This window comes from Pseudomonas sp. NFPP02 (assembly GCF_900119355.1).
Lineage (GTDB): Bacteria > Pseudomonadota > Gammaproteobacteria > Pseudomonadales > Pseudomonadaceae > Aquipseudomonas > Aquipseudomonas paracarnis.
In genome coordinates this window covers 573,228-598,782 of the sequence record NZ_FPJI01000001.1, presented here as the reverse complement: position 1 = coordinate 598,782, position 25,555 = coordinate 573,228, and the positions used below count along the sequence as shown (strand labels likewise).

Annotated in this window: 23 protein-coding genes; 10 read left to right on the top strand and 13 right to left on the bottom strand. The window is 61.3% G+C overall.

Annotated elements, in window-relative coordinates; translation table 11 throughout:
* Window positions 1-157 precede the first annotated feature (157 nt).
* From BT204_RS02740 to BT204_RS02715, 6 genes are read right to left on the bottom strand one after another with little or no spacing between them, the layout of a single operon-like run.
* On the bottom strand, window positions 158-1,090 hold the full coding sequence (locus tag BT204_RS02740) for a phosphatidate cytidylyltransferase (protein ID WP_034129176.1): 933 nt from the start codon (window positions 1,088-1,090) through the stop codon (window positions 158-160).
* A 1-nt stretch (window position 1,091) separates the two neighbouring features.
* Window positions 1,092-1,712 carry a lysophospholipid acyltransferase family protein gene (locus BT204_RS02735; protein WP_034129175.1) on the bottom strand — a complete coding sequence of 207 codons (621 nt, stop codon included), beginning with the start codon at window positions 1,710-1,712 and terminating at the stop codon, window positions 1,092-1,094.
* A gap of 9 nt (window positions 1,713-1,721) precedes the next feature.
* On the bottom strand, window positions 1,722-2,165 hold the full coding sequence (locus BT204_RS02730; RefSeq protein ID WP_054896098.1) for a hypothetical protein: 444 nt from the start codon (window positions 2,163-2,165) through the stop codon (window positions 1,722-1,724).
* Complete coding sequence (locus BT204_RS02725) at window positions 2,155-3,453, bottom strand: phosphatase PAP2/dual specificity phosphatase family protein (RefSeq protein ID WP_072445678.1); 1,299 nt, start codon at window positions 3,451-3,453, stop codon at window positions 2,155-2,157. Before BT204_RS02725 ends, BT204_RS02730 begins: the two co-directional genes overlap by 11 nt.
* Before the next feature lie 2 nt (window positions 3,454-3,455).
* A complete protein-coding gene (locus BT204_RS02720) occupies window positions 3,456-5,204 on the bottom strand; it encodes a bifunctional alpha/beta hydrolase/class I SAM-dependent methyltransferase (RefSeq protein WP_072445677.1) in 1,749 nt (582 codons plus the stop codon).
* Between the two features lie 10 nt (window positions 5,205-5,214).
* Entirely contained in the window at window positions 5,215-5,835 is a 621-nt protein-coding gene (locus tag BT204_RS02715) for a CDP-alcohol phosphatidyltransferase family protein (RefSeq protein WP_057975210.1), read from the bottom strand.
* A 433-nt stretch (window positions 5,836-6,268) separates the two neighbouring features.
* Here BT204_RS02715 and BT204_RS02710 point away from each other — a divergent pair, with 433 nt between their 5' ends.
* The 9 genes from BT204_RS02710 to cfaB all read left to right on the top strand — a co-directional run bounded on the left by BT204_RS02710 (window position 6,269) and on the right by cfaB (window position 18,108).
* The gene (locus BT204_RS02710) at window positions 6,269-8,791 is read left to right on the top strand and encodes an RHS repeat-associated core domain-containing protein (RefSeq protein WP_072445676.1); all 2,523 of its coding nucleotides are present in this window, start codon (window positions 6,269-6,271) and stop codon (window positions 8,789-8,791) included.
* A 134-nt stretch (window positions 8,792-8,925) separates the two neighbouring features.
* Complete coding sequence (locus BT204_RS02705) at window positions 8,926-10,851, top strand: protease modulator HflK (RefSeq protein ID WP_072445716.1); 1,926 nt, start codon at window positions 8,926-8,928, stop codon at window positions 10,849-10,851.
* Window positions 10,852-10,860: 9 nt separating this feature from the next.
* On the top strand, window positions 10,861-11,862 hold the full coding sequence (locus BT204_RS02700; protein ID WP_161903768.1) for a protease modulator HflC: 1,002 nt from the start codon (window positions 10,861-10,863) through the stop codon (window positions 11,860-11,862).
* Complete coding sequence (locus BT204_RS02695) at window positions 11,859-12,893, top strand: protease modulator HflK (protein ID WP_003195796.1); 1,035 nt, start codon at window positions 11,859-11,861, stop codon at window positions 12,891-12,893. Before BT204_RS02700 ends, BT204_RS02695 begins: the two co-directional genes overlap by 4 nt.
* Window positions 12,890-14,776, top strand: a complete 1,887-nt coding sequence (locus BT204_RS02690; protein ID WP_072445675.1) for a cation-translocating P-type ATPase — start codon at window positions 12,890-12,892, stop codon at window positions 14,774-14,776. The genes BT204_RS02695 and BT204_RS02690 overlap by 4 nt, the downstream gene beginning before the upstream one ends.
* 116 nt (window positions 14,777-14,892) lie before the next feature.
* Complete coding sequence (locus BT204_RS02685; RefSeq protein WP_003195792.1) at window positions 14,893-15,144, top strand: BufA2 family periplasmic bufferin-type metallophore; 252 nt, start codon at window positions 14,893-14,895, stop codon at window positions 15,142-15,144.
* A gap of 67 nt (window positions 15,145-15,211) precedes the next feature.
* A complete protein-coding gene (locus BT204_RS02680) occupies window positions 15,212-16,057 on the top strand; it encodes an MNIO family bufferin maturase (RefSeq protein ID WP_054896094.1) in 846 nt (281 codons plus the stop codon).
* The gene (locus BT204_RS02675) at window positions 16,048-16,836 is read left to right on the top strand and encodes an HvfC/BufC N-terminal domain-containing protein (protein ID WP_072445674.1); all 789 of its coding nucleotides are present in this window, start codon (window positions 16,048-16,050) and stop codon (window positions 16,834-16,836) included. The genes BT204_RS02680 and BT204_RS02675 overlap by 10 nt, the downstream gene beginning before the upstream one ends.
* An 87-nt stretch (window positions 16,837-16,923) precedes the next feature.
* Window positions 16,924-18,108, top strand: coding sequence for a C17 cyclopropane fatty acid synthase CfaB (gene cfaB, locus BT204_RS02670; protein ID WP_014720571.1), 1,185 nt, complete (start codon window positions 16,924-16,926; stop codon window positions 18,106-18,108).
* Between the two features lie 134 nt (window positions 18,109-18,242).
* Here cfaB and cls read toward each other — a convergent pair whose 3' ends face one another.
* Entirely contained in the window at window positions 18,243-19,682 is a 1,440-nt protein-coding gene (gene cls, locus BT204_RS02665; protein WP_072445673.1) for a cardiolipin synthase, read from the bottom strand.
* 130 nt (window positions 19,683-19,812) lie between these two features.
* On the opposite strand from cls, the gene BT204_RS02660 reads away from it, so the two are divergent.
* Window positions 19,813-20,334 carry a DUF3617 domain-containing protein gene (locus BT204_RS02660; RefSeq protein ID WP_014720569.1) on the top strand — a complete coding sequence of 174 codons (522 nt, stop codon included), beginning with the start codon at window positions 19,813-19,815 and terminating at the stop codon, window positions 20,332-20,334.
* Here the strand turns inward: BT204_RS02660 and BT204_RS02655 are convergent.
* From BT204_RS02655 to folE2, 6 genes are read right to left on the bottom strand one after another with little or no spacing between them, the layout of a single operon-like run.
* Entirely contained in the window at window positions 20,331-21,668 is a 1,338-nt protein-coding gene (locus BT204_RS02655; protein WP_072445672.1) for a dihydroorotase, read from the bottom strand. The genes BT204_RS02660 and BT204_RS02655 overlap by 4 nt on opposite strands.
* A 3-nt stretch (window positions 21,669-21,671) precedes the next feature.
* Complete coding sequence (locus BT204_RS02650; RefSeq protein ID WP_054916971.1) at window positions 21,672-22,232, bottom strand: gamma carbonic anhydrase family protein; 561 nt, start codon at window positions 22,230-22,232, stop codon at window positions 21,672-21,674.
* The gene (locus BT204_RS02645) at window positions 22,229-23,107 is read right to left on the bottom strand and encodes a metal ABC transporter substrate-binding protein (protein WP_072445671.1); all 879 of its coding nucleotides are present in this window, start codon (window positions 23,105-23,107) and stop codon (window positions 22,229-22,231) included. Before BT204_RS02645 ends, BT204_RS02650 begins: the two co-directional genes overlap by 4 nt.
* 11 nt (window positions 23,108-23,118) lie before the next feature.
* Window positions 23,119-23,985 (bottom strand): metal ABC transporter permease, encoded by an 867-nt coding sequence (locus BT204_RS02640; protein WP_054916968.1) that lies wholly within the window; start codon window positions 23,983-23,985, stop codon window positions 23,119-23,121.
* Window positions 23,986-24,654 carry a metal ABC transporter ATP-binding protein gene (locus BT204_RS02635; RefSeq protein WP_054896087.1) on the bottom strand — a complete coding sequence of 223 codons (669 nt, stop codon included), beginning with the start codon at window positions 24,652-24,654 and terminating at the stop codon, window positions 23,986-23,988.
* On the bottom strand, window positions 24,651-25,541 hold the full coding sequence (gene folE2, locus BT204_RS02630) for a GTP cyclohydrolase FolE2 (protein ID WP_072445670.1): 891 nt from the start codon (window positions 25,539-25,541) through the stop codon (window positions 24,651-24,653). Before folE2 ends, BT204_RS02635 begins: the two co-directional genes overlap by 4 nt.
* Window positions 25,542-25,555 lie beyond the last annotated feature (14 nt).

Genomic DNA, 25,555 nt, shown 5'->3' with positions numbered 1-25,555 from the left:
GCACCATAAAACCTACAGGTAGGCGCATATCCCCTGTGGGAGCGGGCCTGCCCGCGAAGGCGGCGTGTCAGTCGCTGCATCTGTTACTGCACTACCGCTTTCGCAGGCAAGCCAGCTGCCACATTTTGATCTCCATCGGGTTTGAGAAAGGGGTGGGTCAGGTCCACCAGTAGCGCACGAGATGAAAGAAGATCGGCGCCGCAAAGCACACCGAATCCAGCCGATCCAACATCCCGCCGTGTCCTTCGATCATGTGCCCCCAGTCCTTCACACCGCGGTCACGCTTGATCGCCGACATCACAATCCCTCCCGCAAACCCCAGCAAGTTGATCAGCAGCGCGATCAGAAACGACTGCCAGGGATTGAACGGTGTGGTCCACCACAGCGCCGCGCCGATCAAGGAGGACAGCAGAATTCCGCCCACAAATCCTTCCACGGTTTTCGACGGCGACAGGTTGGGCGCGATCTTGCGTTTGCCGAACAGCTTGCCGCACACGTACTGCAATACATCCGACAGTTGCACCACGATCACCAGATAGGCGATCAGCAGCAGGTTGCGGCCTTCGTAGCCCGGTATGTCCAAGGTCAGTAGTGCCGGGACGAAAGACACGCAGAACACGGCGATCATCAGCCCCCATTGCACCTTCGATGCCCGTTCCAGAAAGTGCGTACTGTCGCCGCCCAGGGAGGCGAGGATCGGCAGCAGCAGGAACACGTACACCGGGATGAAGATCGAGAACAGCCCGTACCAGTCGGCGTAGATCAGCAGGTATTGCAGCGGCAGGGCCAGGTAGAACGCGGCCACCAGGGCCGGGTAGTCGCTGCGTCGGGTGGGCGTGAGGGTGAGGAACTCGCGCAGGGCGTAGAACGACACCGCGTAGAACAGCAGGATCACCGCGCCGGTACCGAGCCAGAACGCGATGCCGATCACCACCACCATCACCCACCAGGCGTTGATGCGGGCGTTGAGGTTGTCGATCACGGCATTCGGGCTGCCACGGGTGCGCAGCTTGAGGATCAGGCCGATCAGCGACGCGATGACCAGGATCGCGCCGATGCCGCCAAATAACATCAGGGTTTGGCTATCCATCTCAGGAATGCTCCGGGGCAAGGGCGAGCAGGGCGTCGCGGCTGCGGGCAAGGAAGTCGGCTTTGTCTTCGCCTTCTTCCAGTTGCAGGGGGGCACCGAAGCTGGTGGTGCATAACAAGGGCAGTGGCAATACGCGGCCCTTGGGCATAACCCGGTTCAGGTTGGCTATCCACACCGGGACCAGCTCGGCCTGTGGGTAACTCTTTGCCAGGTGGTACAAACCGCTTTTGAACGGCAGCAAGCCATCCTCCAGATTGCGCGTGCCTTCGGGAAAAATGATCAGCGAATCGCCGCCCTCCAACGCCGCAAGCATGGGCTGCAATGGGTTGTCCACAGGGTCCTTGCGCTCACGGTCGATCAGCACGCCATTGAACACTCGATTGATGATGTAGCGGCGCAGCGCACTCTTGTTCCAGTAATCACTGCCAGCCACCGGGCGTGTGAATTTGCGCAGGTTCTGCGGCAGTGATGCCCACACCAGGACGAAGTCGCCGTGGCTGCTGTGGTTGGCGAAGTAGATCCGCTGCACCGGGACCGGCGCGCACCCCAGCCACAGGCTGCGGGCGCCAGTGACGGTGCGGGCCATGGAAGTAATCAGCGTGGCGACCACGGGTTCGAACATGGGAATTCCTTATCCGGCGAAAGGTAGCCAAGGGCTGGCGAGAATGACGCCCAGGGTCAACAGCGCTTGCGCGCCCAGCAGCCAGGCTTGTTTACGCAGCAGTTTGAGGGCGCCGCGACGGCGTTCAGTCCATGGCCGACCGGCTCGCTTGGGCGATTGCAGGCCAAGGGTTTGCAGGGCCTGGTCCAGGTCTGGCGTGCGGGTGGTGTCGCGAGCGAGCAGGGCGAACAGGTCGGCGTCAAAGGCCACCCGCAGCGCCCAATACTTTTGCAGCAGGCCCAGCACGATCATCCACAGGGCCAACAGCAGACAAATGGTGGAAATGCTGGCCAACAGCAGCTGGGCGAGGCCAAACAGCACGCCTAGCAGCGTCAGGCCTGTGGATAACTGATCCAGGGAGCGGCCGCGGCGCAACAGGCTGGCGACGACCTGGAGTTCCATATCAGCAGGCATTTGGCAAACCCTCCAATGCTTGACGGTGTTCGGGGTGCAGGACCACATCGGCCCGCGCTGTACGAATAATAGCCAGCGCTTGCTCAACCGTGGTGGCTCGCCCCGTGTTCAACAGCCAGGCGGCGACGGCGGTGGCGCTGCGTGAGTAACCGAGGGCACAGCACACCAACAGGGGGCCGCTCGCTTGCAGGCGTTCAATGGTGTGGGCCGCTTTCAAGCATTCGTCGGGGGTTGGGGCGATCAGGTCCAGCACGGGCACGCAGGCGTAAGCACGGCCCTGTGGATTAATCGGCAGTTCGGCGCATAAGTCGACAATGGCCTTGAATGAACCCAGCTCGCGGGTGGCAGGAATACGCCCGAGCCAGACGTTATCCACAATCGGATCGGCCTGAGGATGTTTGCGCGTCCACAGCCGCGAATTGATCCAGGCGCCCGCCAGATAAGGTGCATATAACCAGCGTGCCGCAGGCGTAAGGTGGCCATCCTCACGTTTTTGAAAGCCCGACGCGCCGAGTACGAGGTAGTTGGCCGTGATCAACCCCAGAGAAACCGCAGGCCATAGCAGCCACAGGCAAGCGCCACCGCATAAGCAGGCCAGCACTGTCAGTATCACTGCGCCCAGCCCATAGCGTATCCCTAGCCGCCATCGTTGGTTATCCCGCGTCAGCCGTGCATTCAGTAAGGGGCTCGGGTGCTCCATCGGCCATAACCACACGCACAACCACCCCGCGAGGGCGCCTGTGGGTAAGTCGATAAAGTGATGTTGATAAGTGGTCAGCACCGAAACCCCGATTAGCGCGAACCAGCCGTGCACCACCCAACGCCAGAATCCTTGAGTATGCCGTTGGTACATCACCCACAGGATCACCAGCAGCGCGATATGCAGCGAAGGCGCCTGGTTGAAGGGCTTGTCAAAACCGGCCAGCACCGCAAACAACCAACCGAACACACCGTCCAGTTCCGGCCGCTCAAACGTGAAGCGCAGTGGCCAGATCAGGAAGCAACTCACGGCTATCACCTGCGCACTCAGCAGGCGCAGCGCATGCTGTTTGAGCTCATGACGCGTGTTGGGTAGCAGCAACGAGAAGCCGTAAAGCAGGTCGATGGACCAGTAGGGCACGATTGTCCATGCCCAGAACGGCATGTGTGTTTCCCAGCCGAACACCAGGGTGCCGACGTCGCTGCGCTGGCTGGTGACCCAGGTGGCGAAGCCGTAGGTGCTGAAAAACAGCGGCGCCAACAGCAGCAGCCAAAGCACCGCAGGTTTCAATAAACCGGTTTCGCGCATGTTCAGATCTTCTGTGCCAGGGACACGGTGAAAATGCCCCACTCATCCACGCGCTGGGTGATCTTGCGAAAGCCCGCTGCTTCGACGAGTTGGTCCATTTCCGCCTGGCTGCGCCGGCGCATCACCCAAGCCTGACCCTGACGGTGGCTGGTAAGCGCACGGGCAATCAGCTCCAACTGCGGGTGCCACGGTTGGCCGGTGTAGACCAGGTAACCACCTGGCTCCACGGCTTCGGCCAGGCCCGCCAGTGAACCGCCGACCATGGCGTTATCGGCGAACAATTCGTACAGGCCAGACACCACGGCCAGGGACGGCTTGGGGTCGAGGGCGGCCAGGTCGGCGCGGTCGAACGCGTCGCCTTTGACGAACTGGGCGATGTCCCCCAAACCCTTTTCGCGAATCAGCGCGCCACCGTCGCGCACATTGATATCGCTGTAGTCGCGCAGCAGGATCGACTCCGGCAACGGCGAGACGCCCTGCAAGGCTTCAAGAATGTAACGGCCGTGGCCGGCGGCGATATCGACGATACGGACTTCGCGGTGATCATCACGCAGCTTGGCCATGGCCAGGCGCAGCAGCTCTTCGACGTTCAGCTTGCGCTGGCGAATACCACGCCAGCCGATGGAATTGAGGTAGTTGGTATCGATCATCCGCCCCAGCCCGCCCTTGCCGGTAGGCTTATTGCGATACACGTAGTCCAGGGTGCTGCCGGAATCGAAGCCGGTGTCGAAGCCCAGCTTCACCCCATCCGACAGGTTCTTGCCCAGGCCCATGCTGGCGCGGGTCATGCGCCAGTACAGGTCGCGCAGTGAATTGCGTGGCAACGGCGCGGCGAGGGATTCGGATTCGGCGCACGTGGCGCCAAGTTTGTCTGCATCCAGTAAAGAAGCGCGGTCCAGCGGGTGGGCGAAGTTCTGCAAGATAAAGCGCTTGGCGCTGCTCACAGCCACGGCGCGATCACGTTCGCCGAGGGTGTCGTGAAAAAAGCCGGGGAGGATATGCAGCTCTTTTTTAAGGCTGCCGAGGCGGTCGAAGAACTGCTGCTGGGGTTTACGGTGCACCACAAAGTCGGAGCCCGAAATAAGCAGTTGGGTCGGCACCTGGATCGCCTGGGCGTCGGCGACAACCCGGGCGGCCGCTTCGTAAAGGCCCAGCAGCACATTCACCGAAATGGCCTTGGTGATCAGTGGATCGCTGTCGTAGGACGCCACGCGTTCGGGGTCATGGCTGAGGAACTTGGCCTTGACGTAGCTGTTGACGAAAAAGTTGCCACGAAACTTGCGCATCAGTGCCAGGCCGGGGCGGGCGAAGGGCACGTACAGCTTGACCTTGAAGGCTGGCGAGGCGAGCACCAGGGCGCGGATTTTTGGCGCGTAATCATGAACCCAGGTGGCCGCGATCACCGCGCCGACGCTTTGGGCGATGACGGCGATGCCTTCCTCCTCGATGCCGTAGGTGGCATTGATGTGGTCACAGAAAGTCTGCACATCGCGGGCGCTGGTGGCAAAGCTGGGGCTGTCGCCGCGCTCGCCTGGGGATTGGCCGTGGCCACGGGCGTCCCAGGCGAAGAAGTCGAATTCAGGCAGGCCCAGTTCATCCACCAGGTGGGCAATACGCCCCGAGTGCTCATGGCCGCGATGGAACAACAGGATCGCCTTGCGCGGCCCGACACCTGCCGTGGCCGGCCAGTGCCGATAGAAAAGCTCGACGCCATCATGGGTACTGAAGGTGTGCTGTTGCTGTTCGCGCATCGCAAAATCCTTATGCAGAAGGGAGAGATTGTTGTTCTTTGAGGCCCTGACGCACCCGGTTGACCAAGGTATAGGCGAGCAGGGCGGCGACCAGCCACATCACCGCCTCCACCCAACCGGCGCCGAGCCAGCCCAGCGCCACGCCCGTGGCCAGCACCCCGAGCACGAACGCCCGATCACTCTTGCCCATGGGCCCGTCATAACGGCGCGACGCGCCCACCATCGGCCCCAGCACTCCGGCGTATTCGCTGAATACCGCAAGCAGCGTCACCAGCAGCACCGGCGCCAGGCTCATATCGGGGATCAATGCAAAGGGCAGGATCAGCGCACTGTCGGCGATCACATCGCACAATTCATTGAGGTAAGCACCGAGGCGCGACTGTTGGCCGAATTCCCGGGCCAGCATGCCATCGATGGCATTGAGCGCCATGCGCACAATCATCCACAGCGGGATCAGTGCAAACAGCCAGAGGTGTTGGGCAAAGCCCGCGATCAACAGCCCCACCAGCAGGGAAACAACCCCGGCCAGCACGGTGATCTGGTTGGCGGTGGTGCCGTTGTCATAAAGGCGCTGCACGAGAGGCCGCAGCAGGTTTTGAAAACGCGGTTTGAGTTGGTAGATGGAAATCATGGGGGGTGGCGCTTCCTTGTCCGTGAACCCGCGAAAAACTGTCTGAAGTGTGCCGACTAATCGCAGCCGACACCAGTGATGGCTCGTGTTTATAGGGGATTAGTCACGCTCTTGAGCATAATCAATCACCGCTTGTGGGAGCGTCCTATGGGGCCTCAACAGCAGGTGATCGAGTTCGTGTCTATAGTTACATCTCTACACACGCAGAGGGTCGCAAATGTCTTCGACTTTGCACCGACAGACACCGACTCTGAGGGTGACAGACGCGCGTAGGTTGCAAGTAGCGGTCGTTGCGTATCACCGACAGACATTAGACGAGGCACTGCAGGCACGTACCGAAAGGTATTCGCGCGATGTCCTTGGTCGAGTGCATGCACAATGGGACACGCGATTGTGGGCAACGGGTGGTGAAACAGGGGAGCCCAACCAAGTTATGACCCATAGTCTGTCGGGCCAGCTGTTGCGTGTTGAAAGCGTAGATGCGGGCTGGCGTGTCAACCTTGTGGGCGACGCAGCTCAAACGCTGCATAGTTGGGATGGGCGGGGTACTGTCCGGCGGGTGTGCTATGACTCCCAAATACGTCAGGTTAGTGTGAGCGAAGAGTCAGCGACCACTCTCCAGACCTTCGTCGAGCGGCTGACGTACGGATCATCGACTGAAATGGGCAATCGTTGCGGTCGGCTGGTTCGGCATGACGATGGGGTCGGCAGCCAGGTTTTTGTCGATTACGGTTTGCTGGGGCACGTTGCAGGCCAGACTCAACAGTTTCTCAAGGCATTGGTACCCGCGGATTGGCCTGAGTCTTTGGATGAGCGCGACGCGTTATTGGAGACAGATCACCAAGGCGCGGCAATGCGGTATCTCACGCAATGGCATCACGATGCGTTGAATCAGTTGCTCCGCCAAACCGATGCGTTGGCGAATGTGCAGAGCCATTGCTACAACGTGGCGGGTGAACTGGTTCAATCCAGTCTGACTGAGGATGGAAAACCGGAGCAATTGCTGCTCAGCGCGGTCCGCTATAACGCTTGTGGTCAAGTCGAATCCCAGCTGGCGGGTAATGGTGTCATTTCCCGGCCCGGCTACGACGCCCGCAGTGGGCGACTATTACGACTGAACACAATCCGGCAGGATAAAGTACTCCAGGACCTACATTATCAGTGGGACCCCGTGGGTAACCTGCAATGCTTGGAGGACCGGGCACAACCAACCCAATGGTTTGATTCTCAACGAATTGTCCCCGTTAGCACTTATCGCTACGACACGCTTTACCATTTGATTGAGGCCACCGGACGGGAAAGCGTCCTGGCCGGCATTCAGCCTGGCCTGCCCGGTGTTGTACTACCAGGAGGAGGTGACGCGAGTCGGTTGCGTAACTACACGCAGGTTTACACCTATGACCTCGGCGGAAATCTAATCACGCTCAAGCATGGCAGCGAACCCTTGCGCATGATGAAGACAGCCGAGCGTAGTAATCGAAGCATGTACATGGCCGATGAGATGAATCCACCGGATTTAGCCAATGGATTTGATGCAAACGGCAATTTGTTGATGTTGGACGGCGCGCAGAGGATGACATGGGACGCCCGTAATCAATTGCACCAAGTCACCCAGGTGCTGCGCAAGGCGGGGCCTGCGGATAACGAACGGTATTTCTACCATGGCACTGGGCAGCGTGGACGCAAGGTACGAGTGTGGCAGGCAAAGTCTGTTGAGCATGTGGCCCAGGTCATGTATCTGCCGGGTTTGGAGATACACAGCGATACGGCGACGGGAGAAGTCCTGCATGTCATCAGCGTGGCGTTAGGGCGCAGTCAAGTTCGACGGTTAAACTGGCGAGCGAACGGTCGCAAGAGACTACCTGTCCCACAGTGGCGCTACAACGTTGATGACCATCTGGGCAGCGTTGCGTTGGAACTCGATGAATATGGTGACGTGATCAGTCATGAGGGGTATTACCCCTTCGGTGGTACGGCGTGGTGGGCGGCCAGAAGTCAGACTCATGTTAATGGCAAGACCATCCGTTATTCAGGCCAAGAGCGGGATGCGACCGGATTGTACTATTACGGTTCGCGTTACTATGCGCCATGGCTGATGCGCTGGATCAACCCGGATCCCTCGGGCGAAATCGATGGGCTGAATCTGTATCGAATGGTCCGAAATAATCCGCTCCGGTATCGAGACCACGATGGCAGGGCTCCGGAAGTCGCCGACGACTATTCGGATAATTCCTCCAGTGCCCATGTTCCGGCTTATCGACAGAATCCAGAGACATTCCGGCGTCGTGACGTGGATGCTCACGTCGCCGCCGAGCGCCGGGACGCCGTGGAGAGGAGCATGACTCACCGTATGTATGGCGAGCACCGCGTTGAGTCTACTCACACGTCTGCTTCAATCCCAGGCAGGTATCGGTTCAGAAACGAATTCTTGCCCGGCCGCTGGCGCTTGATGGAAAACTACCGTGCGCCAGTAGAGGGGCCCAATGCTACCGACGTTACCTGGCATCAGTATGAAATGATTTCAAGGCATAACAATTTTTACGGTGTTTTACCGCAAGCCATTGTGCGCTGGAACGTTCAAAACAATGAGGCTCTGCTTGCTACGCAGCAGCAGGAAGGCATGCTGGAGCGGTTTTTGGCCAGTGAGGGCAATGGCCGTTCAACTCAGAGAATCATGACTGCTTTCGGCCTGCGTGCTACGGGTATCACGCGACAGGAAGTTTACGATTATCAACTGGGGGCGGACGTTGACATCATAGAGGTTCATGTCGAGCCTCAGCCTGTTCTCGAACCCGCTCCGATGGTTAGGAGCCCGTCCCTGGAGGCTTTGACTCGAGCAGTAGAGCGAGACTTGCGCCGTGCGGCGCGCAACCCTGTCTCACGGGTTGCCCATCGTGTTTGGCGAAACATGCGTAGAGTCATTCAAGGTAGCAGTGCCCGACGTGCCCTGAGGTAACTCTGTGAAGGCCGGACAGCCGACGGATATTTTGCGAGTGCTCCTCGACCTAAATGTGCGAACGGGGTTGAGAACAAAAATTTCACGCTTCGTGTTATATCGTAACGAATTGTGTGCAAGTGGGCGTTGAGCAGATGCAAGTGGATCTAGAGGCTGACGGGGCTTCGGTTGAAGGCCTCGCGCGTTTTCAGCAGGGGCTGTTCCACGCCCGTCGATTGCGCCAGGCCGGTATCGGCCTGACAACCCTGGCCCTCAGTGGTTGGATATTGGCGCTGTTCGTAGCGTTGTTTGCACCCGTGTCGATCTGGCCGGTGGTATTGATCAACTGCGCGTCGGCCTTGCTGCTGCTGGTGGCCGGCTTGCAGTCGGCCTGGTGGGTGGCCGATTGGCGTGCCCAGGCGCTGGAAGTGCCGCGCGGCGAAGCGGTCGAACAATCCATCGAGCCCACACCCTGGCATAAGGGCCTGATCAACCGGTTCGGCAACGGCCTGTTGGCGCAGATTGGCGCACCGGTGCTGTGGTTGGGCGGCTGGTCGTTGCTGGCACTGGTCAGCATCCTGCAGTTCTGGAACCTGGGCTTGCCCGCTGCTGCCATCGGGCAATCGGCAAGTATTGGCGCAGCGCTCGCATTGGCCCTGGCGTTTGGCCTGCTGGTATTCGAACGCCGCCTGGCCCAGGAAACTGCCGCCCAATGGCCGGAAGCCTCGCAACTGGCGCAGTTGAGCCGGATGGCAATTATCTGCCTGGTGCTCAGCGCGATCTGCCTGCTGTTTGCCAATGCGGAGTCGGTGTGGCCGCTGCGCCTGGCGACACTCGTCGGCCTGTTGCCGGCGCTGGTGGCGCTGGAGTTCCTGCTCAGGGGCGTGCTGTCGCTGTTCAGCCCGCGCCAGCCGCGTCTCGAACCGCGCCTGATGGCGCAGAGTTTTATCGCCGGCCTGCTGCGTTGGCCGCCGCAACCCTTGCTGGCGTTGCAGCATGAACTGCACAACCGTTTTGGCATCGACCTGCGCCAGATCTGGGCCTTCACTTACATGCGCCGAGCGTTTTTCCCGGTGTTGCTGGTGGTGCTGGCGGTAGGTTGGGCGCTGACCGGTGTGCATGAAGTGCCCCTGCAAGGCCGTGGGATTTATGAGCGTTTTGGTAAACCGGTCGAGGTGTTCGGCCCCGGGCTGCATGCGGGTTTGCCGTGGCCGTTGGGCCGCGTACTGAATGTTGAAAACGGCGTGGTGCATGAGCTGGCGACCAGCGTCAGTGACGCCGCCACACCGCAGTTGGCCGCAGCCGAAGGCCCGGCGCCGTTGATCGCCAACCGCCTGTGGGACGCCAGCCATGTGAATGACAAATCCCAGGTTATTGCCAGCAGCAGTGGCGACAAGCAGGGCTTCCAGATCGTCAACATGGACGTGCGCTTTGTCTACCGCATCGGCCTCACCGATCAGGCTGCGCTTGCCGCCACCTACAACAGCGCGGATATCCCGACCCTGATCCGCAGCACCGCCAGCCGCATCCTGGTGCACGATTTTGCCTCGCGCACCCTGGATGAATTGCTCGGGGAGGAGCGCACCAGCCTCGCCGACGAGATTGGTCGCAGCGTGCAAGACGACCTGCAAACCCTCGACAGCGGTGTGGAAATCCTCGCCACGGTGGTCGAGGCGATCCATCCGCCGGCCGGGGCCGCCAACGCTTATCACGGTGTGCAAGCCGCCCAGATTGGCGCCCAGGCGCTGATCGCCCGTGAACGCGGTGCCGCCAGCGAACAGACCAACCAGGCGCTGCTTCAAGCCAGTACCGCCCGCGATCAGGCCCAGGCCAGTGCCCGCGAGGTGAATGCCGGTGCCCAAGCAGCGAACCTGCGCTTTGCCGCCGAACAAAAAGCCTACGCCGCTGCGGGCCAAGCCTTCGTGCTGGAACAGTACCTGGGCCAACTGAGCCAGGGCCTGGCTCAGGCCAAGCTGCTTATTCTGGATCATCGTTTGGGTGCCGACAGTGCGCCGACGATCGATCTACGTTCTTTTACCTTGCCCGCCGACCCGTCGGTGCCGCGCAAAGCCGTTCAATAAGGAGTTCGTCTGTTGAGCGCTCATTCCCACGATCATGATCACGGTCATCACCACCATCACGGCCACCACCATCACCATCACGGCGATGAGCAGGCGGCCGGGCCTTTTCCCTGGCGGCGCATGGCGTGGGCGGTGTTGCTGGTGCTGTTTGCCGTGGCAGCGGCGAGCCTGGTGCAAGTGCGTTCCGGCGAGGCCACGGTGATTACCCGCTTCGGCAACCCCGCGCGCGTGCTGCTGGAGCCGGGCCTGGGCTGGCGCTGGCCGGCACCGTTCGAAGCGGCGATCCCGGTGGACCTGCGCCTGCGCACCACGTCCAGCGGCTTGCAGGATGTGGGCACCCGCGATGGCTTGCGGATTATTGTGCAGGCCTATGTGGCGTGGCAGGTGCAGGGCGATGCCGACAACGTGCAGCGCTTTATGCGTGCAGTGCAGAACCAGCCGGACGAGGCGGCGCGGCAGATTCGTACCTTTGTCGGCTCGGCGCTAGAAACCACGGCGGCCAGTTTTGACCTCTCCAGCTTGATCAATACCGACGCCAGCCAAGTGCGCATTGCCGATTTTGAAGCGCAGTTGCGCCAGCAGATTGATCAACAATTGCTCACCACCTATGGTGTGCGCGTGGCGCAGGTCGGTATCGAGCGCTTGACGTTGCCGTCGGTGACCCTCACCGCCACGGTTGACCGCATGCGCGCCGAGCGTGAAACCATCGCCACCGAACGCACCGCCGTGGGCAAGCGCGAAGCGGCGCAGATCCGCTCCGCTGCCGAGCGTGATGCGCGCATCATGCAGGCCGATGCCACTGTGAAAGCCGCCGACATCGAAGCGCAGTCGCGGGTTGAAGCTGCGCAGATTTATGGCCGCGCCTACGCTGGCAATCCGCAACTGTACAACCTGCTGCGCTCGCTGGATACCTTGGGCACGGTGGTCACGCCGGGGACCAAGATCATCCTGCGCACCGACGCCGCGCCGTTTCGCGCCCTGGTGGATGGGCCGAAGGACCTGCAGCCATGAGCGAGCCTGAAAGCCCGGACAGCCCGTGGATCCAGGCCGGGCGCCTGACGTTCCTGGCACTCTACGCGGTCACCGTATTGGCGGCGTTGGCCTGGGCCTTTTCCAATGTGCGCCAGATTGACCCGCAGAATCGCGCCGTGGTCCTGCATTTTGGCGCCCTCGATCGCATTCAGAACGCCGGATTGTTGCTGGCTTGGCCGCAGCCTTTCGAACAAGTCGTCCTGCTGCCAGCGGCCGACCGGGTGATCGAACGGCGGGTGGAAAACCTGCTGCGTTCCGATGCGGCGCTGCAGGCCGATCGCGTGGCCAGTTTCGCCACGCCCTTGAGCGATGCCCTGGCCGGCTCCGGCTACCTGCTGACCGGCGATGCCGGGGTGGTGCAGTTGGACGTGCGGGTGTTCTACAAGGTGACCGAACCCTACGCCTTTGTGTTGCAGGGCGACCACGTGCTGCCGGCCCTGGATCGGTTGGTGACACGCAGCGCCGTGGCCCTCACCGCAGCGCGGGATCTGGACACCATCCTGGTAGCCCGCCCGGAACTGATCGGCAGCGACAATGGCGCCGCCGAGCGCCGTGAGCGGCTGCGCGGCGACCTGGTGCAAGGCATTAATAAACGCCTGGCGGAGTTGGCGGCCAGCGGCTTGGGGCTGGGTATCGAAGCCACCCGCGTCGATGTGCAATCGAGCCTGCCAGGGCCTGCGGTGAATGCGTTCAACGCGGTACTGACCGCCAGCCAGCAGGCTGATAAAGCCGTGGCCAACGCCCGCACCGAAGCGGAAAAACTCACCCAGACCGCCAACCAGGAAGCTGATCGCCAGGTGCAAGTCGCCCATGCCCAGGCCAGTGAGCGCTTGGCCAATGCCCAGGCGCAGACCGCTACCGTTGCCAGCCTGGCCCAGGTCAAAGATCCCGGTTTGCTGTTGCGTCTGTACCGTGAGCGCTTGCCGAAGATTCTCGGCCAGGCCGGTTCAGTGACCACCGTCGATCCCAAAGACGACTCCCGCTTGATCATCCAGGGAGCCGAACAATGAGCGCACCCATGCTGACCTCTGCCGAACAGCGCAGCGCTGCCCGGCAATTGACCTTGGCGATGCTCGCCCTGGGCTTGCTCGTGCTGGGCCTGGTGTGGCGCTGGCTCGCGCCCGACCAGAGCGGCGTCAGCCAGTTGCTGCTGGGCGTGGCATCCCTGTTGGTGGCGGTGCCGGTGATGCGTTCGGCCTGGTACAGCCTGCGCTTTCCGAGCCTGCACGGCATCACCGACCAATTGATCGCCCTGGCCATGCTCGGCGCTTGGGCCACCGGTGATCTGCTCACCGCCGCGTTGCTGCCGATCATCATGATCTTTGGCCATGTGCTGGAAGAGCGCAGCGTGATTGGCTCCCAGGAAGCGATCCATGCCCTGGGCAAACTCACCCGCAGCCACGCCCGCCTGGTGCAGGCGGACGGCAGCATCACCGAAGTGGATAACGGCACCTTGAACACCGGCGATGTCGTCGAAGTGCGTGCCGGTGACCGCGTGCCGGCCGATGGCGTGGTGTTGTCCGGCCAGGCGAGCCTGGACACGGCGCCGATCACCGGCGAGTCGGTGCCGTTGGAAGCCAGCGTGGGCGTGCAGGTGTTTGGTGGGGCGATCAACCTCGATGGCCTGCTGCGCCTTGAGGTCACGCGTACCGGCAACGAATCGACGTTGGGCAAAGTCATTGCGCTGATGCAGAACGCCGAGCGTTCCAAGCCGCCGATCACCCGGCTGCTGGAGCGCTACGCCGGCAGCTATATGGTGTTGGTGCTGTTGCTGGCGGCGGTCACCTGGTTTGTCACCAACGATGCGCAGGCGATGCTGGCGGTGTTGGTGGCGGCGTGTCCGTGCGCTTTGGTGCTGTCGGCGCCGGCCACCGCGATTGCCGGGATCGCCGTGGCGGCGCGCCATGGCATTCTGATTCGCAGCTCGGCGTTCCTGGAAGAACTGGCCGACCTGACATCGCTGGTGGTCGACAAGACCGGCACCCTGACCTTTGGCACCCTGCGTTTGCAGTCCATCGAAACCGCCGCGCCGGATCGCCAAGCGCTGCTGAACCTGGCGGCCAGCCTCGGTTCGGCAAGCAGTCATCCGGTCAGCCGAGCGTTGGCGGGGTTGGCGACCCAGGAGCAGATGCGGGTGCTTAGCGACATCCGCGAGCGTCAGGGCCTGGGCGTGGTCGCCCAGACCGAGCAGGGCGAAGCGGCGCTGGGACGGCCGGAGTTGTTTGAACAGTTGGGCATCGTCACCACCGCCGTGCCCACCCATGATGGCCCGATTGCCGGGCTGGCGTTGAACGGCGAGTTCCTCGCCTGGCTGCTGTTGGCCGACAGCGTCAAACCCGAAGCGCGCCAGGCCCTGCAAGAGCTGCGTGACTTGGGCCTGGGCCGCCAACTGCTGCTGACCGGCGACCGCCAAAGCGTGGCCGACAGCCTGGCGCTGGACGTGGGCATCAGTGATGTCGAAGCCCAAGCGCTGCCGGAAGACAAGCTCAACCGCGTGCTGGGCGAAATCAGCAGTGGCTTCAGGCCAATGGTGGTGGGCGATGGCATCAACGACTCCCTGGCGCTCAAGGCCGGCGTGGTCGGCGTGGCCATGGGCGCGGGCGGTGCGGACATCGCCCTGGCCTCGGCGGACGTGGTGTTGATCGGCAGCGACTTGCGCCGCCTGGGCACCTGTGTGCGCTTGAGTCGCCAGTGTCGGCAGACGTTGCAGGTCAATGTGATCATTGGCTTGGGCTGGACACTGGCCATTGTGGTGTTCGCCGCATTTGGCTGGCTGGGGGCGGCGGGCGCGATGATCGCGGCGGTGCTGCATAACCTCAGCACCTTGCTGGTATTGGGGAACGCCGGGCGTTTACTGCGCTTCCAGGAGCCGCTGTTGAAACTCGACGAATAATTTCAGAAATATTTGCTCACGGCTGTAACGCCGACAGGAGGCCTCACTCTAGTGCTGTGTCGAGACTGAACAATCCGTTCGGACCGGCTCCACTACTGATCATGAGGAATACAACAATGAGCATTAAATCCGCTGCTGCTGGTGCCGCCCTCGCAATGGCCGCTGCTTCTCTGTTCGCGGGTGTGGCCACCCAGGTACAAGCGGCAGACGCCACCGTTCACTGCTACGGCGTGACCTCCTGCAAAGGTATGAACGACTGCAAAACCAAGGACCACGCGTGCAAGGGCCAGGGCGAGTGTAAAGGGATGGGCTTCAAGGCCATGACCAAATCGGCCTGCGACGCCGCTGGCGGTAAAGTCGGCGAGTAACCGGCAAACAAGTGCAACCGCGGCGGCTGCCTGCTACCGCTGCGGACACTTTGCCCTGGAGTGAGTCATGTCCGCGTCCCTTCCAAGTCTGGGTTACGGCCTGGGTTTACGCAGTGAGTACTACCACCAGATCCTAGAACAGTCGCCGGCCGTGGATTGGTTCGAAGTGATCTCCGAGAATTACCTGGTGCAGGGCGGCAAGGCCTTGTACTACCTGGATGCGATAGCCGAACGTTACCCCTTGGTGATGCACGGTGTGTCGTTGTCCATCGGCGGGCCACATGCCCTCGATACGGATTACCTGAACCACATCAAACAGCTCGCAGAGCGCATTCAGCCGGCGTGGATTTCCGATCACCTGTGCTGGAGCCGTGGCAGCGCGCACCAGTTACATGACTTGCTGCCCCTGCCTTACACCGAAGAAAGCCTCTACCACGTGGCCGGCCGCGTGCGTCAGGTGCAGGACGTGTTGCAGCGCCCGCTGGTGCTGGAAAATGTCTCAAGCTACGTGCGTTCCAAGGCGGATGAATTCACCGAGTGGGAGTTCCTCAACGCCTTGGCCCACCTGAGCGGATGCCAGTTGCTGCTGGACGTCAACAACGTCTACGTCAGCGCACGCAACCATGGCTTTGATGCCTGGACGTTCATTCGTAACCTGCCAGCCGAAAGCATTCGCCAACTACACTTGGCGGGGCATATGGATTATGGCGATTATGTGGTCGATACCCATGACCATCCAGTGTGCGACCCGGTGTGGGCGCTGTATCAGCAAACTTTGGAGCATTTGGGCCCGGTGTCGACCTTGCTGGAACGCGATGACCATTTTCCGCCCTTCGAAGAGTTGCTCACCGAGTTGAACAAAGCCCGTGAGTTGGGTGCCAGCGCCTTGGCCCGGAGAGCGTTATGCGCCTGATCGACTGGCAGTTGGCGTTTGAACAGCATCTATTATCCGAAGCGCCCGCGGCCAGCAGTGACTTTGCCGCCACCTTGCTGGGAGGGCCGACGTTGGATGTGGACACCGGCCTGGCGATTTACCACAACGCCTATCTGTCGCGACTGCAAGAGGTGCTGCGCCATGACTTCGGTGCCATCTGGTATTGGCTGGGAGATGAGCAGTTTTGCTCACTGACCGAGGCCTACATCCGCCGTTATCCGTCGGCCCATTACAGCGTGCGCTGGTTGGGCGAGCGCTTTGCGATGTTTATCGTTGAGCATTTGATGGCTGCGCAAAGTGCGCCTTTGGCTGAGTTGGCACGCCTGGAGTGGGCGTTCACCTTGGCGTTTGACGCCGCCGAAGGGGAGCCGCTGACCTTGAATGACATGGCGCATTTGGCGCCTGAAGACTGGCCCACCTTGCAGGTTGCGCTGACGCCTTCGGTGCAGCAGCTGCTTTGCCGTTTCAACACGGTGGCGATCTGGCGAGCCAGCAAGGATGAGTCGGATTTCCCCGGCAGCCAGGCGCTGGAACCGGCGCAAATCTGCCTGGTGTGGCGCAACCAGAACCGCTGCCACTACCGCAGCCTGGAAGCCGCTGAAGCCTGTGCGCTGTCGGGCATGGTGACCATGGGCTGGAATTTTTCAGAACTGTGTATTGAGCTGGCGGTCACTTATTCAGAGGGGGCGTCGCTGCAAGCGGCCACTTGGCTGAAACAGTGGGTCCAGGAAGGTTTGCTCGAGCGCCGAGCGCCATAGAAGGGGGGCTATTCATTCGATAGCTTCCTACTTTGTTTGGCATGGTCTACCCTCACAGCAGACGTCTGAAACAAGGGGGGACTACTCATGCTCGCGCAACTTCCACCGGCCTTACAGAATCTTCAGCTACCGCTGCGTCTTCGACTCTGGGACGGCCATGAATTCAACTTGGGCCCTGAGCCCAGCGTCACCATCGTGGTCAAGGACCCCACGGTTGTATCCAGGCTGACCCATCCAACGCTCGACTCACTGGGCGAAGCCTTCGTCGAGGGCAAGCTGGAGCTGGAAGGCTCCATCACCGAAGTGATCAGGGTATGTGACGAGTTGAGTCACGCCTTGGTCGATGACGACGAGGAGAGTCGCCCGGTACGCTCGATTCACGACAAGGCCACCGACGCGGCGGCCATTTCCTACCATTACGACCTGTCCAACGAGTTCTACCAGCTATGGCTGGACCAGGACATGGCCTACTCCTGCGGTTATTTCGAAACCGGCAGCGAGTCGATCGACCAGGCCCAACAAGACAAATTTCGCCACCTGTGCCGCAAGTTGCGGCTGCAGCCGGGTGAGTATCTGCTGGATGTGGGCTGCGGCTGGGGCGGGTTGGCGCGCTATGCCGCACGTGAGTTCGGGGTCAAGGTGTTCGGCATCACCTTGAGCAAGGAACAACTGGCGCTGGCCAAGGAGCGGGTGAAAGCCGAAGGCCTGGAAGACCAGGTCGACCTGCAATTACTCGACTACCGCGACCTGCCCCAGGACGGCCGTTTCGACAAAGTGGTAAGCGTGGGCATGTTCGAACACGTCGGCCACGCCAACCTGGCGCAGTACTGCCGGACCCTGTTCGGCGCAGTGCGTGAAGGTGGCCTGGTGATGAACCATGGCATTACCGCCAAGCACACCGATGGCCGCCCCGTAGGCCGTGGCGCCGGCGAGTTTATCGAGCGCTACGTGTTCCCTAACGGCGAACTGCCGCACCTGGCCATGATGACCGCCGAGATCAGTGAAGCAGGGCTGGAAGTGGTCGATGTCGAAAGCCTGCGTATGCATTACGCCCGCACATTGGACCATTGGAGCGAACGTCTGGAAGACAACCTGGAAGCAGCGGCGAAGATGGTACCGGAACAGGCGCTACGCATCTGGCGGCTGTACCTGGCTGGCTGCGCTTATGCGTTTGCCCGAGGCTGGATCAATCTGCACCAGATACTGGCAGTGAAACCCCATGCCGATGGCGGGCATGAACTGCCGTGGACGCGGGAAGACCTCTACCGCTGATCACGCTCAAAACCGTAGGAGCGAGCTTGCTCGCGAAAAACGTCAACGATAACGCGTACTAGCTGAATGAACGCGGCGCCTGTGAGTTTTTCGCGAGCAAGCTCGCTCCTACATTATTGGTTGTGTGTTGGCGGTTAGAGGATGGGTGAGATCAAGCGCGCCACGCGCATCCCCAGTTGTTGCAGGCGACGGGTCTCGCGGCTTTCTTCCTGGCTGACTTCATGGGCCAGGGCAAAGTCGTCCAGCAGCATCTGCTCAACCTGGCTGGCGAAGGCTTCATCCACCGTCAGCAGCATCACTTCAAAATTCAGCCGGAACGAACGGTTGTCCATGTTGGCACTGCCAATTGCGCTGATTTCGCTGTCCACCAACACCACCTTTTGATGCAAAAAGCCCGGCGTGTAGCGAAACACCCGCACGCCCGCTCGCACCGCTTCGTTGGCATACAGGCTGGACGCGGCATATACGATGCGGTGGTCGGGCCGTGACGGCAGCAGCAGGCGCACATCGACTCCGCGCAATACCGCCAGGCGCAGTGCGGCAAATACCGCCTCGTCGGGGATGAAGTAGGGGCTGGTGATCCACACGCGCTCGGTCGCCGCATGGATGGCCTCGACGAAAAACAGCGAGCAGGTTTCATAAGGGTCCGCTGGCCCACTGGCGAGCAACTGGCAGAGCACGCCGTCTTCCGGGTAGGCATCCGGCAGGATCAGTGGCGGCAGTTCCCGTGCGGCCCAGAACCAGTCCTCGGCAAACGACTCCTGCAGGCACGCCACCACCGGGCCGGTGACCTGCACATGGGTATCGCGCCATGGCGCCAGGGGCGGTTTTTTACCCAGGTATTCATCGCCTACGTTATGCCCGCCGACAAAACCGGTGATGCCGTCCACCACGACGATCTTGCGATGGTTACGGAAGTTGACCTGGAAGCGATTGAGCCAGCCACTGCGGGTGGCGAATGCCTTGACCTGCACGCCTGCGTCACGCAGCGCCTGCACATAACGATGGGGCAGGGCGTGGCTGCCGATGCGGTCGTACAGGACGTAAATGGCCACGCCCTGAGCGGCTTTTTCCTTCAACAGGGCCTGCAATTGGCGGCCCAGTTCATCATCGTGAATGATGAAAAACTGGAACAGCACGGCGGTCTTTGCGTTACGAATAGCCTCGAAGATCGCGCCGAAGGTGGCATCGCCATTGATCAACAGGCGCACTTCGTTGTTGGCCAGGCAGGGCATGCGGCCCAGCTTGGGCATGGCGCGCAAGGAGGCGTAGGCGCTGGAGTTGCGCGCCGCAAGCGCTTCCTCCACCCACGGGCGCCAGTTCAGTTCGGTGATGGCCGTGTGCATTTCCTGGTTGGCCTGGCGACGGGCCTGGATGTACGCGTCGAAGGTGCTGCGGCCAAAAATCAGGTAGGGGATCAGCGTCAGGTAGGGCATGAACATCAGTGACAACGCCCAGGCAATCGAGCCTTGTGCGGTGCGCACGGTCAGTACTGCGTGGATCGCGGCGAGCGTTCCGAGAAAGTGCAGCGTGGCAATGACGTAGGCGAGCAGGTGCGGGCCAAAGAAATCCATGAACGACGTAACTCCAGGCAGTCCAGTGCGTAACAGACCATGAACGGCTGTGAATGTCGCTATTTTATTTGCCATGCAACACTGGCTGCTTTGCGACGTCTAACGCCCACAATTACCCAGGAGTTACCCGATGAATGCTCGTCTGCTTGGTTTGGCCATGGTTGTTGGTTTGTCGCTGCCTGTGGCGGCGCAGGCGCAGATGCTGGCGCCGGGCTTGTGGGAATTGACCACCAGCAATATGAAAGTCGATAACCAGGACCTGCCGGACTTGTCGCTGATCCTCGGTCAACTCAAGCAACAGATGACCCCTGAACAGCGCGCCATGCTCGAAAAGCAAGGCATCAACATGGCCGGTAAAGGCGTACAGGTGTGCCTGACCCCGGCTCAGGTGGCCTCCGATTCGATCCCCCTGACCGACCCTCAATCGGGCTGCAAACAGGAAGTCACCGACAAGAGCGGCAACCAGTGGAAATTCCGTTTCAGTTGCCCGAAAGCCCAGGGCACTGGGGTGGCAACGTTCCAGAGCCAGAAAGAATTCACCACCAGCGTCAACGGTACCTTCAATGCCACCGGGATCCAGCAGAAGGGTAGCCTGGACAGCCACGCCCAGTGGCTGGGCAACGATTGCGGTTCGGTCAAACCCCGCGCCTAACGCCCGAACTGCAGGGGCAAGCCCTGGCAACTGTTGACCACCTGGCCGTTGTGCCAGGCCAGGTGGCCGCTGACCAGTGTGGTACTCACGCTGTGGCGAAAGCTGCGTTCTGCAAAGGGTGTCCAGCCGCAGCGGGCGAGAATAGGCTGGCTGTTGACCGGCTTGCCAGCAGGCTCCGGTTTGATCAGTACCAGGTCGGCCCAGTAGCCCTCGCGCACGTAGCCGCGATCAGCAATGGCAAACAGGTCGGCCACGCGGTGGCTGGTCTTGGCTACCAGAGTGGTCAGGGGTAAATGCCCGTCGGCCACCAACTCCAGCAACGCCGGCAGGGCATGCTGCACCAGGGGCAAGCCCGAGGGTGCTTGCCGATAGTCCAACTGTTTTTGCGCCCAGGTATGCGGCGCATGGTCGGTGCCAATCACATCCAGACGATCACTCAATAACGCCAGGCGCAGCGCGTCGCGGTCGGCGCGGGTCTTGATCGCCGGGTTGCATTTGATCTGGTGGCCGAGGCGGTGGTAATCGCGGTCATCGAACAGCAGGTGGTGCAGGCAGACTTCGGCGGTGATGTGCTTGTCGGCCAGGGGCTTGTCTTCGAACAGCGCGAGTTCGCGAGCGGTGGTCAGGTGCAACACATGCAGGCGCGTGCCATGGCGTTTGGCCAATTCCACGGCAAACGATGACGAGCGATAACAGGCCTCGGCATCACGGATCAGCGGGTGGGCGACGGCGGGAATATGCTCGCCGAAGCGTTCGCGCAGGCGCTGCTCGTTGGCCAATATGCTGGGCGTGTGTTCGCAGTGAGCGAGCAGGATGGTCGGCGCCTCGGCAAATAGGCGCTCCAGAATGCGTGGGTTGTCCACCAGCATATTGCCGGTGGAGGCGCCCATGAACACTTTGACTCCAGCTACTTCACGAGGAGCGAGGGCCGCGACGGTGTCGAGGTTGTCGTTGCTCACGCCAAAATGGAAGCCGTAGTTGGCCACTGAATGCAGTGCGGCACGGCGCTTTTTATCGGCAAGGGCTTCCAGGTTCAGCGTGGCCGGGTGGGTGTTGGGCATGTCCATGAAGCTGGTGATACCACCGGCCACCGCCGCGCGGGATTCGCTGTAGAAACTGCCTTTTTCCGGTGCGCCGGGTTCGCGAAAGTGCACCTGATCGTCGATCATCCCTGGCAGTAGCCACTGGCCGTTGGCATCGATTTCCACCGGTTCGTTATCGCCTTGAATGCTGGCGGCAATTTTCTCGATACGACCATTGGCGATCAGTACGTCGGCGTCGAATACCTGGCCCTCGTTGACCAGGCGGGCGTTGCGGATCAGCAGGCGGCTCATGGTTCAGAACTCGTTTTGCAGGGCTTTGTAGCCGCGCACCAGGTCGACGTTGGTGCGTGCCACATCCTCGGAAAACTCCGAGGCGCTGACACTCACCGGCGGGAAGTGCGACAAGTCGGTGTTGGGGCCGATACGCGTGGTGGAGGGCACGTAGAAAGCGGCGGGCAGGTCGCGGCCGTCGACCACCGAGTTGTGGCGCACCACGCACCCATCGCCCACGGCGCAATTGAACAGCACACTGTTGAAGCCAATAAACACGCGGTCGCCCACTGTGCAGGGGCCGTGGACGATGGAGCGGTGAGCGATGGAGGTGAATTCTCCGATGGTCACTGCTGCGCCGGATTTGGAGTGGATGACCACGCCGTCCTGGATGTTGGAGTTGGCGCCGATGGTGATCGGGTCCATGGCGCCGCTGGCATCCACTTCGTCGGCGCGGATCACGGCGTAAGGGCCGACGAACACGTTCTCACCGATGATAACTTTGCCGCAGATGATCGCGGTCTTGTCGACGTAGGCCGATTCGGCAATCACCGGCAGGTCGCCGGAAGGATTTTTGCGGATCATGGCTGGCTCAGTGCGGCGCACAGGGTGTTGAGGTTGTATTCGAACAGCCCGATAAAGGTGCTGGCCGGGCCTTCTGCAGCGAGAGCGTCGGAGTACAGCGTGCCGCCGATCTGTGCGCCGCTTTCGTCAGCAATCTGCTTGAGCAGGCGTGAGTCCTTGATGTTTTCCATGAACACGGCTTTGACCTTGTCCTTGCGAATCTGAGTGATCAGCGCGGCAACTTCAGCGGCCGAAGGGTCACGTTCGGTGGACAAGCCCTGGGGCGCGAGGAACTGGATGCCATAGGCCTGGCCCAGGTAACCGAAGGCGTCATGGGAAGTGACGATGCGGCGGTTACCTGGTGGCAGGGCGCCGAACTTGGCCTTGGCCTCGTCCAGCAGGCTATGGATTTGCTTGAGGTAGGCCTGGCTGTTGCGCAGGTAGGCGGTCTTGTTGGCAGGGTCGGCGGCAACCAGCGCTTTGGTGATATTGCTCACATAAATTTCGGCGTTGGCCAGGTTGTGCCAGGCGTGCGGGTCGGGAATGGTTTCGCCATCCTCGTCCATGGTGTGGGAAATCACACCTTTGCTGGCGGTGACCACCGTTGCCTTGGTTTCGGTGCTGGTGACCAGGCGGTCCAGCCACGGCTCGAAACCGAGGCCGTTCTTGATGATGACCTTGGCCTTGAGCAGTGCCTTGGCGTCGTCCGGCGTGGGTTCATAGGTATGGGCGTCGGCGTCCGGGCCGACCATGTTGCTGATCTGGATATGCTCGCCACCGATCTGGTGGGTGATGTCATCGAGAATACTGAAGCTGGTGACCACTTGCAGTTTGTCGGCGGCGTGGGCCATCGAAAGCGGCAGCAGCAGACTGAACAGCACGAATAGAGCGCGCATCGGGAAACACCTCATTGGGATGTGAGCAAAGGCGGGCGGCGCAACAAACCGTGCACCGGACCGAACACCACGGACAACAAATACCCAGCGCCTGCCACCAGCACGATCGCCGGGCCGCTGGGCAGTGAGTAGTAGAACGACAGCAGCAGGCCCAACCACACCGACAGGCATCCCAGCAGCGCCGATACCGCGATCAGCACTGGCAGGCGTCGACTCCAGAAGCGTGAGGCGATGGCCGGCAACATCATCAAGCCGACCACCATCAACGCGCCGATGGCCTGGAAACCGATCACTAGGTTCAGCACCACCAGGGTCAGGAACACGCCATGGGCGAGGGGCCCGAGGCGGCTGACGGTTTGCAGGAACAGCGGGTCGAGGGTGTCCAGCAGCAGCGGTTTGTAGATCAGCGCCATAGCGATCAGGCTAAAACCCGAGACCCATAGCATGCCGGTCAGTGTGGTTTGATCCACGGCCAGGGCGGAGCCGAACAGCAGGTGCAGCAGGTCCAGACGCTTGCCGGCAAGGCCCAGGATCAGCACGCCGGCGGCCAAAGAGATGGGGTAGATGGCGGCGAGGCTGGCGTCTTCGCGCAGCCCGGTGCGGCGGGTGATCCACGCGGCCAGGCCGGCCATGCTTAGGCCCGCACCCAGGCCGCCGAGGGTCAGCGCTGGCAGGCTCAGCCCGGCGAACCAGAAACCCAGGGCTGCGCCGGGCAGGATGCCGTGGGCCACCGCATCACCGATCAGGCTCATGCGCCGCAGGATCAGAAACACTCCTAGCGGCGCGGTGCTGCAAGCCAGTACCAAACCGCCGATGAGTGCGCGGCGCATAAAGACGAACTCATGAAACGGCATCCATAAGTGGGCAGTGAAGTGCATTCAGGCCACCTGCATCTGCGGTTGCGGGCGGATCAGCTCTTTGCTGGAGCCGAATACGCAGCCGGTGTTTTTGATCTGCAGTACGTGCTGGGTGTGGTGACGCACGGAGGCCAGGTCATGGCAGACGATCACCAAGGTGCGGCCTTCGTTGTGCCAAGCGTGGATGTGTTTCCAGCACAGCGCCTGACCGTCCTCATCGAGGGCTGCGTGAGGTTCGTCGAGCAGCAGGACGGATGCGTCGGCCAGGCTCATGCGTGCCAGCAGGGCGCGCTGCAATTCGCCTCCGGACAATGCCATCAACGGTCGGTGTTCCAAGCCAGTCAGGCACCAGTCTTCGAGTACCGCGTGCAGGCGTTGGCTGCGTTGTTGCGCGGTGTGTTGGGTGCCCCAGAAACCGGCAGCGACCAGCTCTTGCAGGCTGATGGGGAACTGGCGGTCCAAGTGTTGCTGCTGGGGCAGGAATGCCAGGCCGCCACGGCGTGGAACATCCACAATGACCTTTCCCGCCAGCGGCTTTTGCAGGCCGGCGATGACTTTGAGCAGGCTGCTCTTGCCTGTGCCATTGGCGCCGATGATGCCGGTGAGGCTGCCTTTTTCCAGGGTCAAATCCAGTGCCGGGGTGAGCGGTTGCCCAGGGGCACCCCAGCGCAAAGAGTTACAGGTGATCATGCAAAGTCTCTCGTCCAGCGGCTTTCAGCCACGGCATCGTGCGCGTGCAGGCTTTCGGCGTGGATCACTTTGAGGTGGAAGGCTTTGATGGCATCCGAGCGTTTCAAGGCGAGGTTCAGGCGGCGAGCGGCGTCTTCGCAGAACATCAGGTTCTGCCCGTTGGCCAGGGCGAAGGCTTGTTCGTCTGCGCGTTTCACCGCGGTTTGTACGGCGGTACCGAGCGCGGCTTCGGCAGCGTTGATCAAGTCGATTATCGGCAGGTCAGTACCTTGCAACTGAACGTGCAACTGCGCGCTGCTGCGTTGGCTATGGGGTGTGGCGACGATGCCGTTGGCACTGCCGAGCCAGGTCAGCAGCGCTTCGTGCTGCAACGGCGTGTTGGCGAAATCATCCACAAATTGCTGCTGAATCAACTGCCTGGCGAGGGCGGCGGAGCAAGGGCAGGTTGAGGAATAAGTAACGTCAATTTTTAGTTCCACGTGGAACATCTGGTTTTCCAGACGCGCTTCGATGCTCACCGGGTAGCTCTTCCAGCCGGCTAGCGGACTGACCAGGGCGGGTCGTTTAAGCAGCAACTGGGTGTTGATGCGCAAGTAAGCGTTCTTAGATAAACCTTCATGTGTGTCGAGAAAACGCTGCAGTACATTACGCAGCAGTGCAGGTGTCAGCGGGTGTTGATCGAGCATTTCCAGACCCAGGTACAGGCGTGACATATGAATGCCACGGGCCGTGCCGTCGTCCAGGCTTACGCCCGCATCAGCGGTGGCGGCCAGGCGTTGACCGTCAATCTGGATCGGCAAGGCGATGCCGCACATCCCCACCCAGTCGAGTGGCAAGGCTTGGCGTGAAGCCTGCGCGGCGATATCCGGCAGAGTCAGCGCGTTCATAAGCAGGTCCATCG

Coding starts and splice junctions, on each gene's coding strand:
- BT204_RS02705 (WP_072445716.1), top strand. CDS start 8,926: ATGCAAGTGGATCTAGAGGCTGACGGGGCTTCGGTTGAAGGCCTCGCG.
- BT204_RS02690 (WP_072445675.1), top strand. CDS start 12,890: ATGAGCGCACCCATGCTGACCTCTGCCGAACAGCGCAGCGCTGCCCGG.
- BT204_RS02725 (WP_072445678.1), bottom strand. CDS start 3,453: ATGCGCGAAACCGGTTTATTGAAACCTGCGGTGCTTTGGCTGCTGCTG.
- BT204_RS02695 (WP_003195796.1), top strand. CDS start 11,859: ATGAGCGAGCCTGAAAGCCCGGACAGCCCGTGGATCCAGGCCGGGCGC.
- BT204_RS02680 (WP_054896094.1), top strand. CDS start 15,212: ATGTCCGCGTCCCTTCCAAGTCTGGGTTACGGCCTGGGTTTACGCAGT.
- BT204_RS02685 (WP_003195792.1), top strand. CDS start 14,893: ATGAGCATTAAATCCGCTGCTGCTGGTGCCGCCCTCGCAATGGCCGCT.
- BT204_RS02710 (WP_072445676.1), top strand. CDS start 6,269: ATGACCCATAGTCTGTCGGGCCAGCTGTTGCGTGTTGAAAGCGTAGAT.
- BT204_RS02720 (WP_072445677.1), bottom strand. CDS start 5,204: ATGCGCGAACAGCAACAGCACACCTTCAGTACCCATGATGGCGTCGAG.
- BT204_RS02735 (WP_034129175.1), bottom strand. CDS start 1,712: ATGTTCGAACCCGTGGTCGCCACGCTGATTACTTCCATGGCCCGCACC.
- folE2 (WP_072445670.1), bottom strand. CDS start 25,541: ATGAACGCGCTGACTCTGCCGGATATCGCCGCGCAGGCTTCACGCCAA.
- BT204_RS02655 (WP_072445672.1), bottom strand. CDS start 21,668: ATGAGCCGCCTGCTGATCCGCAACGCCCGCCTGGTCAACGAGGGCCAG.
- BT204_RS02640 (WP_054916968.1), bottom strand. CDS start 23,985: ATGCACTTCACTGCCCACTTATGGATGCCGTTTCATGAGTTCGTCTTT.
- BT204_RS02635 (WP_054896087.1), bottom strand. CDS start 24,654: ATGATCACCTGTAACTCTTTGCGCTGGGGTGCCCCTGGGCAACCGCTC.
- BT204_RS02660 (WP_014720569.1), top strand. CDS start 19,813: ATGAATGCTCGTCTGCTTGGTTTGGCCATGGTTGTTGGTTTGTCGCTG.
- BT204_RS02650 (WP_054916971.1), bottom strand. CDS start 22,232: ATGATCCGCAAAAATCCTTCCGGCGACCTGCCGGTGATTGCCGAATCG.
- BT204_RS02740 (WP_034129176.1), bottom strand. CDS start 1,090: ATGGATAGCCAAACCCTGATGTTATTTGGCGGCATCGGCGCGATCCTG.
- BT204_RS02730 (WP_054896098.1), bottom strand. CDS start 2,165: ATGCCTGCTGATATGGAACTCCAGGTCGTCGCCAGCCTGTTGCGCCGC.
- BT204_RS02715 (WP_057975210.1), bottom strand. CDS start 5,835: ATGATTTCCATCTACCAACTCAAACCGCGTTTTCAAAACCTGCTGCGG.
- cls (WP_072445673.1), bottom strand. CDS start 19,682: ATGGATTTCTTTGGCCCGCACCTGCTCGCCTACGTCATTGCCACGCTG.
- cfaB (WP_014720571.1), top strand. CDS start 16,924: ATGCTCGCGCAACTTCCACCGGCCTTACAGAATCTTCAGCTACCGCTG.
- BT204_RS02645 (WP_072445671.1), bottom strand. CDS start 23,107: ATGCGCGCTCTATTCGTGCTGTTCAGTCTGCTGCTGCCGCTTTCGATG.
- BT204_RS02675 (WP_072445674.1), top strand. CDS start 16,048: ATGCGCCTGATCGACTGGCAGTTGGCGTTTGAACAGCATCTATTATCC.